This window comes from Nocardioides sp. (assembly GCF_016462705.1).
In the GTDB taxonomy this organism is placed as follows: domain Bacteria; phylum Actinomycetota; class Actinomycetes; order Propionibacteriales; family Nocardioidaceae; genus Nocardioides.
The window spans coordinates 15,007-25,727 of the sequence record NZ_JAEMSS010000043.1 but is presented as its reverse complement, the minus strand read 5'-3'; the positions used below and the strand labels follow the sequence as shown (position 1 = coordinate 25,727).

At 73.0% G+C, this 10,721-nt stretch carries 8 protein-coding genes; 5 read left to right on the top strand and 3 right to left on the bottom strand.

Features of this window, described 5'->3' with window-relative positions; translation table 11 throughout:
* A partial coding sequence (locus JHD21_RS07760; RefSeq protein WP_292673115.1) for a BTAD domain-containing putative transcriptional regulator occupies positions 1–1,972 on the bottom strand: 1,972 nt, incomplete at its 3' end.
* 134 nt (positions 1,973–2,106) lie between these two features.
* Between JHD21_RS07760 and JHD21_RS07755 the strand changes: the two genes are divergently transcribed.
* Entirely contained in the window at positions 2,107–3,675 is a 1,569-nt protein-coding gene (locus tag JHD21_RS07755) for an AMP-binding protein (protein ID WP_292673113.1), read from the top strand.
* A gap of 15 nt (positions 3,676–3,690) precedes the next feature.
* Here the strand turns inward: JHD21_RS07755 and JHD21_RS07750 are convergent, their stop codons facing one another.
* On the bottom strand, positions 3,691–5,223 hold the full coding sequence (locus JHD21_RS07750; RefSeq protein ID WP_292673110.1) for a hypothetical protein: 1,533 nt from the start codon (positions 5,221–5,223) through the stop codon (positions 3,691–3,693).
* 93 nt (positions 5,224–5,316) lie between these two features.
* On the opposite strand from JHD21_RS07750, the gene JHD21_RS07745 reads away from it, so the two are divergent.
* A complete protein-coding gene (locus JHD21_RS07745) occupies positions 5,317–5,865 on the top strand; it encodes a dihydrofolate reductase family protein (protein WP_292673108.1) in 549 nt (182 codons plus the stop codon).
* Positions 5,866–5,878: 13 nt separating this feature from the next.
* On the opposite strand, the gene JHD21_RS07740 is transcribed toward JHD21_RS07745, so the two are convergent.
* Entirely contained in the window at positions 5,879–6,898 is a 1,020-nt protein-coding gene (locus JHD21_RS07740; protein WP_292673104.1) for an LLM class flavin-dependent oxidoreductase, read from the bottom strand.
* A 198-nt stretch (positions 6,899–7,096) separates the two neighbouring features.
* On the opposite strand from JHD21_RS07740, the gene JHD21_RS07735 reads away from it, so the two are divergent.
* The 3 genes from JHD21_RS07735 to JHD21_RS07725 all read left to right on the top strand — a co-directional run.
* The gene (locus tag JHD21_RS07735) at positions 7,097–8,368 is read left to right on the top strand and encodes a glycosyltransferase family 2 protein (RefSeq protein ID WP_292673101.1); all 1,272 of its coding nucleotides are present in this window, start codon (positions 7,097–7,099) and stop codon (positions 8,366–8,368) included.
* The gene (locus JHD21_RS07730; protein ID WP_292673099.1) at positions 8,365–9,933 is read left to right on the top strand and encodes a glycosyltransferase family 39 protein; all 1,569 of its coding nucleotides are present in this window, start codon (positions 8,365–8,367) and stop codon (positions 9,931–9,933) included. Before JHD21_RS07735 ends, JHD21_RS07730 begins: the two co-directional genes overlap by 4 nt.
* Positions 9,930–10,721, top strand: a 792-nt coding sequence (locus JHD21_RS07725) for a polyprenol monophosphomannose synthase (RefSeq protein ID WP_292673096.1), incomplete at its 3' end; no start/stop codon positions are given. The genes JHD21_RS07730 and JHD21_RS07725, both read left to right, overlap by 4 nt.

Genomic DNA, 10,721 nt, shown 5'->3' with positions numbered 1-10,721 from the left:
GGGTCCCCCACTCCATCGCCGCCACGAAGTTGGCGTGCTCGCGCTGGGTCAGCCCCATCGCCTCGACGGTGCCCGGTCCCCGGTACGACGGCTCGGTGGCCTCGGCGACGTCGAGGAAGTAGCGCAGGTGGGCCAGCCGGGTCCGCTGCTCCTCGTCGCCGTCCAGCAGACCGGCGGCGTACTGGTGGACGGGCTCGAGCATCCGGAACCGCGCGACGTCGGCGTGCTCGGGGTCCGGGAGCACCAGCGAGTGCTCGACCAGCGACTCCAGCGGTTCCAGCACGTCGTCCGGTCCGACCACGGCCTCGACGGCCTCCAGGGTGAACCCGTCGACGAAGACCGCGAGGGCACGGAAGAGACGCTGCTCCTCCGCGCCCAGCAGCTGGTAGCTCCAGTCGATCGCCGCTCGCATGGTGCGCTGCCGCGGGGGCAGGTCCCGGGCGCCGCCGGCGGCCATCACCTGGTCGAGCCGCTGCAGGATCGCGCTCGGGGTGAGCAGCCGCGTGCGCGCGGCCGCGAGCTCCAGCGCCAGGGGGATGCCCGCCAACCGGCGGCAGATCGCGCCCACCGCCTCCGCGTTGCCGTCGTCGAGGACGAACCCCGGCGACACCGACCGGGCCCGCTCGAGGAACAGCGCGGCCGCGGCGGACCCGGCGAGAGCACCCGGGTCGGTCGCGCCGGGCTCGGGGAGCCCGAGCGGGGCGAGCTGGTACTGCAGCTCCCCGCGCAGGCGCAGCGGCGTCCGGCTGGTCACCAGCACGGTGAGCCCCGGGCACGACGCCACCAGGCGGCCGATGCCCGCCGCGGCGTCGAGGAGGTGCTCGGCGTTGTCCAGCACGACCAGCACCTCGCGGTGCCGCAGGTGCTCGGTGACCGCGGCCGCCGGGTCGGTGCCCTCCGCGGACGGCAGGCCGGTCGCCCGCCCGACCGCGGGGAGCACGGAGTCCGGATCGCTCAACGGCGCCAGGGAGACCACCGCCACGCCGTCGCGGAACCGGGCCCGGGACGCCTCGGCGACGGCGTACGCCAGCCGGGTCTTGCCGACCCCACCGACCCCTGTGACCGTCACGAGCCGCTCCGCGGAGTCGGCGAGCAGGCCGGTCACGTACTCGACGTCCCGGACCCGCCCGTGCAGCGCGGTCGGCGGCACCACGACCTCGGAGGTCCACGACCCGGGAGCCGAGGGCGCGGGAGCAGCCGCGCTCGGGTCGGCCTCCACGACCGGCGCCGGACCCGACAGCAGCGCGTCGTGCTCGAGGATCCGCTGGTGCAGGGTCTGCAGCTCGGGCCCCGGGTCGAGGCCCAGCTCCTCGGCGAGCACCTGCCGGGCCTCGGCGTAGACGTCGAGCGCCTCGGCCTGACGGCCGGCGCGGTAGAGCGCGAGCATCAGCAGCCCCCGCAGGGACTCGCGCAGCGGGTGCTCGGCGACCAGCCCCGGCAGCCGGTCCAGCGCCGACGCGGTCCGGCCGAGGCCGAGGTCGAGCTCGGCCGCCTGCTCGTGAGCGGCCAGCCGCAGTCCGTCCAGGCGCGCCGCCTCGGCCTCGGCGAACGGGTGCGGGACGTCGGCGTACGCCCGGTCGCGCCACATCCCCAGCGCCTCCTCGAGCCGGGCCCGGGCCGCCCCCTGGTCGCCGGCCGCGCGCAGGGAACGGGCCTCGTGGCACAGCTGCTGGAACACCTCGGCGTCGATCGTCCCCGGTGCGTCGAGGCGGTAGCCCGGGGCGGCCGTGGCGATCTCGACGTCCTCCCCCGCCTCCCGCAGCCGCGACCGGAGCCGAGAGATCACGGCGTGCAGGTTGGCGGTCGTCCCGCCGCGGCCCTCCCCCCAGACGCGCTCGATCAGCGTCTCCGTGGGCACCACGCGCCCCGCGTCCACGACCAGCGCCGCGAGGACCTCGCGGTGTCGCGGCGAGCCGATGTCGACGACCTCTCCGTCGTGGACGACCTGGAGCGGGCCGAGAACGCTGATCATGCGTAGCCGCCCTCCCCGGTCACCGGCACAGACTAGGAGAACCCGCCTCGCCGGTGGCTCACCCCCTGCTGGACGGGCTTGTCGCGCTGACCTAGGTTGACGAGAACGTGTTCTAGTTTCCGGAAGGCACTCCTGTGACCGCTCGCCCCCTCAACCTCGCCGACGTCTTCGAGGCGATCACCGACGCGGTGCCCGACCGGGTCGCGATCGCGACCATCGACCGCGACTACACCTACGCGGAGCTCGACGAGCGGTCGACCAGGCTGGCCAACCACCTGGTCTCGCTCGGTGTCGGCGCGGGCGACCACGTGGCGGTGCACTCCGCCAACCGGATCGAGTGGGTCGACGCGTTCTACGGCTGCCTCAAGGCACGTGCCGTGCCGATCAACATCAACTACAAGTACCTCCACGACGAGCTGACCTACCTCTACGACAACGCCGACTGCGTCGCGGCGATCGTGGCCCCCGAGCACGTCGAGGCGGTCACGGCTCTCGACGTACCGACCCTGGAGCACGTGATCGTCCTGGGCGAGGAGTACGACGCCGCGCTCGCGTCGGCCTCGACCGAGCGGCTCGGCGGCCGGACGCCGGACGACCCCTACGTGCTGTACACCGGGGGCACCACCGGCAGCCCCAAGGGCGTCGTGTGGCGCAACGAGGACCTGATCCTGGCGGCGCTCAACGCGGCCCGCTTCGGCGCGCCGATCGAGTCGGTCGAGCAGCTCGCCGCCGAGGCGGCCGCCAACGAGACGCCGATGGTCATGCTGGCCTGCGGCCCGATGATGCACGGCGGCAGCCAGTGGATCCTCGGCAACGGCCACGTCTCCGGTGCGACGGTCGCGCTCTACGACCAGCCGAGCTTCTCCGCCGAGGCGATCCTCGACCTGGTGCAGAAGGCCGGCGTCAACTCCCTCACGTTCCTGGGCGACGCGATGGGGCGTCCGGTCGCGGACGCGATCCTCGCCGAGCCGGACCGGTGGGACCTGTCGTCGCTGGCGGCGGTCTCCAACGGCGCGGCTCCCCTGTCGGAGGGGGTCCGGGCGCAGATCCGGGAGGCGCTGCCGGGCCGGTTCATCCTCGACACGTACGGCGCCTCGGAGTCCGGCGCGACGGCGTCCCGGATCGACGACGGGACCGAGGCCGCGGTCGGCGCGCCGAAGTTCGCGGCCGGCGACGACGTCGAGGTCTTCGACCCGGACATGCGGCCGTGCCCGCCGGGCGTCGACGGCATGCTCGGGCGGCGCGGGCCGATGCCGGTCGGCTACTACAAGGACCCGGTCAAGACCGCTGCCACGTTCAAGGAGATCGACGGCGTGCGCTGGTCGATCCCCGGCGACTTCGCCCGCCGCGAGGAGGACGGCTCGGTCACCGTCCTCGGGCGGGGTTCGGTCTGCATCAACACCGGCGGCGAGAAGGTCCACCCCGAGGAGGTCGAGGCGGTGCTGCTGCGCCACGACGACGTGTTCGACGTCGCGGTGGTCGGCACGCCGCACGAGCGCTGGGGCCAGCAGGTCACCGCACTCGTCCAGCGCCGCGACGGTTCGGCGGTCAGCGCCGACGACCTGCGCGACTTCGCCCGGACGCTGATCTCCAACTACAAGGTGCCCAAGGAGGTCTTCTTCGTGTCCGAGGTCCCGCGGACCGCGGTCAGCAAGGTCGACTACCGGGCCAGCGCGGACCTGGCGGTGTCGCTCGTCTCCTGACCCGGCGAGCGGGACTCACGGCTTGACGTTGTCCTTGCCGCCCCCGCCGCGGAGCACGTCCTTGCCCTGGTTGCCGACGAGCAGGTCGTTGCCGCCCTGTCCGTAGATCTTGTCCTTGCCGGTGCCCCCGAAGAGCTTGTCCCGGCCGCTGTTGCCGCAGATCAGGTCCTTGCCGTCGCGGCCCTTGAGCTTGTCCTTGCCACCGAGCCCGACCAGGACGTCGCGCCCGACGGTGCCCACGATCCGGTCCGTACGAGTGGTGCCGAACTGGGTGGCGAGCTGGCCCTTGCAGCGCGGGACCGGGGTGCCCTGGAACGCCAGGACCTCGGTGTCGTCGGTCGCGTTCTCCACCGGGAGCGCGGCGATGAGGCGGCCGGTCGGCACGAGGCCGAGCAGGACGGCTCCCTGCGCGCCCGGGAGCGGGAGGATGCCGTCGTCGGACCAGGTGGGGTCGAGCCCACCGGCCGGCGTGAACCTCACGATCGCGCCCGTGTCGGCCGAGCTCGGCGGGACGACGCCGCCGACGACGAGGGCCCCGTCGCGCTGGAGCGCGGCACTCGCGTCGGTGCCGGCCACCTGGGTGAGCACGCGGGTGCCGAACCCGGGGTCGGGCTCGCCCGAGGCCTTCAGCCCGGTCACCAGCAGGCTGTTGAGGAAGCCGCCGCTGTTCTGGTTGAGCCCGGCCACGACGACCAGCCGGCCGTCCGGGCGGACGACGAGGTCCGGTGACCACACCGTCGACGTGGTGACTCCCGGGGAGCTCGGGTCGACCACCGTCGTGCCGTCGCCGCCGAAGGAGGCGTCGAGGACACCGGTGCTGGTCACCCGGGCCACGGTCAGGTTCGACGACGTCGGGCTGTAGTGCGAGCCGGCGATCACGAGCCGGCCGTCGGCCTGGCGCAGCACCGCGCCGGCCTGGTCGTTCGGGTCCGTCGAGAGCACCACGGAGCCACCGGTCCCGAACCCGGGGTCGGGCGCGCCGGTCTCGGTCAGCTGCCACACACCCACGACGTTGGCGGCGAAGTCGCTGCCGACCATGACCAGCTTGCCGCCCGGGGCCGTCGTCAGGTCCTCCACGAGCCGCTCGAGGATCTGGACCTGGCCGGTGCCGCCGCCGAACGACGCGTCGGGCGCGCCGGACTCGGTGACCCGCCACAGGAACGTCGGGAAGGGCGCACCGTCGACGAACGCCGACACGTAGCTCCTGCCCGTGTCCGGGTCGACCGCCAGGTGCACGTCCTCGTAGTTCTCGGGCCCCCCGAAGGAGTGGACCCCGTCGCCCCCGCCGAACGTCGGGTCCGGCGTCCCGTCGGGACGCAGCCGCCACAGCTCGAGCGCAGGGTCGACGCCCGTCTGCGCGAGCACCATCGTCCGGCCGTCGTCGAGCACCTCCAGGTCTCCGAGGTACGTCGGGTGCGCGTCGGAGTGCAGGGTGACCGACCCGTCGCCCCCGAACCCCGGGTCCGGGCTGGTGGGCGCGGCGCCGGCAGGAGCAGCCAACCCCGCCGTCACCAGGAGTGCGGTTGCCGCCCACGCCGTGTATGCCATCGGCCGAGACTAGGGCAGTGGGTGTCGTATCGGGACGGCGCCGTTCGTGGAGTGGGTGACAACCACCCGCACCACCAACACTGAGGACCTGACATGGCCACCATCGCAGTGCACGAGTTCATCTCCCTCGACGGCGTCTTCGAGTCGCCGACCTGGACCGCCGAGTTCGGGTTCGACGACCAGATGGGCGAGACGATCGGCGCCATCACGAACGACGCCGGAGTCATCCTGCTGGGCCGCAGGACCCACGAGATGTTCGCGCCCGGGTGGCGCGACCGGAACGTGGAGGACGACCCCGGGGCGCCGTTCTTCAACGAGACCGAGAAGCTCGTGGTCGGGACGCAGCCGCTCACCGAGGAGTGGGACAACTCGACGCCCTTCGGCCCCTACGACACCGACTCGATCCGCCGGCTCAAGGACGAGCGCGACGGGACGATCTACATCTCGGGCAGCGGCCAGCTGGTCCGCGCCCTCCTGGCCGACGGCCTCGTCGACGAGCTGCACCTGTTCGTCTACCCGATCGCCCTGGGCGCGGGCGAGCGACTCTGGCGGGAGGGCGAGGGACCGACCACGTTGGCCCTGCTGGCGCACGACGTCTACGCCAACGGCGTCGTGCACCTGTCCTACGGTCCGCCCGCCTGAGCCCGCTGAGCCGTCAGCGCCAGCCGAGCTCCGGCGCGACGTACCGCACGATGCTGTCCAGCAGGTGCGCGTTGTAGTCGACGCCGAGCTGGTTGGGGATGGTCAGCAGCAGCGTGTCCGCGGCCGCGATCGCCTCGTCCTCGGCGAGGTCCTTGACCAGCTGGTCCGGCTCGCCGGCGTAGGTCTTGCCGAACCGGGCGGTGCCCCCGTCGATGTGGCCCACCTGGTCGGTGCTGCGGGACTCCTGGCCGAAGTAGGCGCGGTCGGTGTCGTTGACGATCGGGAAGATGCTGCGGCTCACGCTGGTGCGGGGCGCCCGCTCGTGCCCCGCTGCCTTCCACGCGTCGTGGAACATCTGGAGCTGCTCGGCCTGGAGCTGGTGGAACGGCACCCCGGTGTCCTCGGTGAGCAGGGTGGAGCTCATCAGGTTCATGCCCTGCTCGGCGGTCCACACCGCGGTCTTGCGGGTGCCGGCGCCCCACCAGATCCGGTCGCGCAGGCCCGGTGACTGCGGCTCGATGCCGAGCAGCCCCGGCGGGTTGGGGAACATCGGTCGCGGGTTGGGCTCTGCGAACCGCTTGCCGTCGATCACCTCGAGGAAGACCCGGGTGTGCTCACGCGCCATCTCCGCGTGGTCGTTGCCCTCGCCGGGGTCGTAGCCGAAGTACTTGTAGCCCTCGATGACCTGCTCCGGTGATCCGCGGCTGATGCCGAGCTGGAGCCGGCCGCCCGCGATCAGGTCGGCGGCCGCCGCGTCCTCGGCCATGTAGAGGGGGTTCTCGTAGCGCATGTCGATAACGCCGGTGCCGATCTCGATCCGGCTGGTGCGCGCGCCGACGGCGGCGAGCAGCGGGAACGGGGAGGCGAGCTGCCGGGCGAAGTGGTGAACGCGGAAGTAGGCGCCGTCCGCGCCGACCTCCTCGGCCGCCACCGCCAGCTCGATCGACTGGAGCAGCACGTCGGAGGCCGAGCGCGCCTGCGAGTGCGGCGACGGCGTCCAGTGCCCGAACGACAGGAACCCGATCTTCTTCATGATTCAACAACCTTGCCGCACGCCGGGGTGTTCCCGCCAGCGCCCGACCTAGCGCGGGCCGGGCCGCCGCGCATCCCCATCCGTGCGTAGCCGGCTCATCCCGCATGCGAATGTGCCGGGCTCCCCCGCCTCGAAGAGTGGGCGCCACAGATCGCAGGACCGGGGGAGACAGGGAATGTGCACAGCTGAGGACGCGCCATGAGCGCGTGGATGGCCGTCCTGACGGTGGTGGTCGCGCTCACGGCGTTCGCCCTTACCGTCATCGCCGGCGGGACCTTCTGGTGGAGCCTCTACGCGTGGCGGTCGCCCGACCAGCTCTCCGCCACCCGGTTCGCCGACGACCCGGACGAGACCGCCCTGACGTTCAGCCTGATCGTCCCGTGCCGGGACGAGCCCGAGGCCGTGGTGCGGGCCACCGTGGCCGCCCTGCTGGCGCAGCGGCACCCGGACTTCGAGGTCGTCCTGTCGGTCGGGCACGACGACCTGCCGATGCTCGCCATCGCGGACCGGATCGCCGCGGAGGACCCGCGGGTCGGCGTCTCGGTCGACCACCACGAGGTCAAGAACAAGCCACGTCAGCTCAACACTGCGCTGGCGCTGTGCAGCGGTGACGTCGTCGGCATCCTCGACGCCGAGAGCCTGACCGCGCCGGACCTGCTCCGGCGCGTGGACGCCACGTTCACGGCGCGCGAGGCCGACGTCGTCCAGGGCGCCGTCCAGCTCATGAACTACCGCTCGCGGTGGTTCACCCTGCGCAACTGCCTGGAGTACCGGATCTGGTTCCGGTCCCGGCTGCACGGCCACGCCGAGGCCGGCTTCATCCCGCTGGGCGGCAACACCGTGTTCCTGCGCCGCACCCTCCTCGAGCAGGTCGGCGGCTGGGACGGCGACTGCCTGGCCGAGGACTGCGAGATCGGTGTCCGCCTCTCCGCCCAGGGCAAGCGCATCGTCGTCGCCTACGACGCCGACCTGACCACCCGCGAGGAGGCGCCGACCACCCTCCGCGCCCTGGTCCGCCAGCGCACCCGCTGGTCGCTCGGGTTCATGCAGGTCCTCGCCAAGGGCGAGTGGCGGGCGCTCCCGACCACCCGGCAGCGGGTCGGAGCCTGGTGGACGCTGGTCCAGCAGCACGCGATGGCGTTCTCCGGCCTCGTGCTGCCGCTCGCGGTCGCGACCGCGCTGTTCGCGGACCTGCCGGTGCTCGTGGGCATGGTGGCGTTCCTGCCGCTGGTCCCCACCGTGGCGCTGGTGGCGTTCGAGGTCCTGATCCTGCACGACCTCGGCAAGGACCTCGGCTGGAGGCTCGGCGTCCGCGACTACGTGACCCTGGTCGTCAGCACACCGTTCTACCAGCTCCTCCTGGCCCTGGCGGCGCTCCGGGCGCTGGTCAAGTACGTCGGCGGGGACTTCCGCTGGGAGAAGACCGCGCACTCCGGAGCCCACCTGACGCCGATCGGTGAGCCGGCATGAGCACCCTCGTCCCCACCCGGCCCACGACACCGGAGGCGCTGCCGTCCACCGACGCTCCGCTCCCCCGGCGCCGCCGCTCGCGCGACGCCCGGCTCGTGCTGGTCCTGGTCGCGGTCACCGGCCTGGTCCACGGGCTCAACATCGCCGGCTGGCCGGCGTACTTCGACGACGAGGGCACCTATCTCAGCCAGGCGTTCGCGGTCTACGGCGGCGACCTGGCGCCGTACACGTACTGGTACGACCACCCGCCTGCCGGCTGGATCCTGCTGGCACCGCTGGCCTGGCTGCCGGCCCAGGTCGTGGAGACCCAGCTGGTCGCCGGCCGCCTGGTCATGCTGCTCTGCTCGATGGTGTCCGCGGCGCTGCTCTACGTCCTCGCCCGGCGCCTGCACCTGCGCCGCGGCTTCGCGGCCGCGGCGGTGCTCCTGTGGGCGCTGTCGCCGCTCACCGTCCTCGAGTCCCGGCAGGTGTTCCTCGACGGTCTCGCGGTCCCGTGGCTGCTCGGCGCGTTCGCGCTCGCACTGGCGCCGCGGCGCGGGCTCGGCCACGCGATCGGCGCCGGGATCCTGCTCGGGGTCGCGTGCCTGACCAAGGAGACGACGCTGGTCTTCGCGCCGGCCGTGGTCTGGGCACTGTGGCTCGGCTCGGACCGGCGCACCCGGGCGTTCGACCTGGTCGGCTTCACCCTGGCGCTGGGCGTCACTGGCGGCCAGTACCTGCTCTACGCGCTCCTGAAGGGCGAGCTGTTCTCCGGCGCCGGCCACGTCTCCCTCGTGGACGCGCTGCGCTTCCAGCTCGAGGAGCGCGAGGGCAGCGGCTTCATCCTCGAGCCGGGCTCCGGCGCGCACGGCATCCTGCAGTACTGGCTCTCCTTCGACTCGCTGCTCGTCATCGGTGGGCTGGTCGCCGGGGTCGCCGTGCTGCTCCGCCCGCGGACCAGGCCGCTCGGGGTCGCCGTCCTGATCGCGGCCGCCGTGGCCCTCCGACCCGACGGCTACCTGCCCTTCATGTACGTCACGGTGGCCCTCCCGTTCTGCGCCCTGGCGCTGGCGGCGGCCCTGGACCACGCCTGGTCCGGCTACGAGCACCTGCGCGGCGACGTGGGCCCCGGGCAGCCGCGGGAGCGGCCCTACCAGGCGATGGCCTTCGTCACCACGCTGCTCGTCGCCGGGCCCGTCCTGTTGGGCTGGCCGGCCCAGCTCCGGACCGCGCTCACCGAGGACGTCAACCAGTCCCACCCGCGGGCCGTGGAGTGGATCACCGACAACCTCTCGACCGACGACGTCGTCGTCACCGACAACACCTACTTCCTCGACCTGGCCGAGGCCGGCTGGGACCCCGGCTGGGGTGTCGTGTGGTTCACCAAGCTCGACCTGGACCCGGCCGCCGACCGGGAGCTGCCAGACGGCTGGCGGGACGTGGACTACGTCGTCTGGTCCGAGGCGTTCGCGTTCGCGACCGCCGACGCGCTGCCCGAGGTCAGCCAGCTCCAGCAGAACAGCATCGTCGTCGCCTCGTTCGGCGAGGGCGCCCAACGAGTCGAGATCAGGCAGGTGACCCCGTGACCACGCTGCAGACCACCCGGACCCAGCCCGCGGTGCGGCCGCTGGCCGACCTCACCGTCGTGGTGCCGACGTTCAACGAGGCCGGCAACGTCGAGGAGCTCGTCGCCCGGGTCGCCGCGGCGTGCGCCGGTCTGCGCGCCGAGATCCTCTTCGTCGACGACTCCACCGACCACACGCCCGCCGTGGTCCGGCAGGTGATGAGCCGCGCGCCGATCCGGGTCCGGATGATCCACCGGACCGGCACCGACCGGGTCGGCGGCCTCTCGGGTGCGGTGACCCGCGGCCTGGCCGCGGCCGAGGGCGCCTGGGCGGTCGTGATGGACGGCGACCTCCAGCACCCGCCGGAGCTGGTGCCCCGGCTCTTCGCCGCAGGTGCGTCCGAGGGCCTGGACCTGGTCGTCGCCTCGCGCTACTGCGGCGACGGCGACGCCGCCGGCCTGAGCGACTCGTGGCGGCGTACGGTCTCCTCCGCCAGCACCGCCCTGGCCCGGGCGGCCTTCCCGCGCCGGGTCGGCAAGCAGTGCACGGACCCCATGACCGGGTTCTTCTGCGTCCGGCGGGACGCCGTGGACCTGGCCCGGCTGCGCCCGAAGGGCTTCAAGATCCTGCTCGAGATCCTGGCCCGCCACGACCTCAGGGTGGGCGAGGTGCCGTTCACCTTCGGTCAGCGCGCCCACGGCGAGAGCAAGGCCGACTGGCGCCAGGGCGTCGCCTTCCTGACCCAGCTCGCGCGGCTGCGGGCCGGCCGGGTGTGGTCGTTCGGCCTCGTGGGCCTGGTCGGCCTGGTC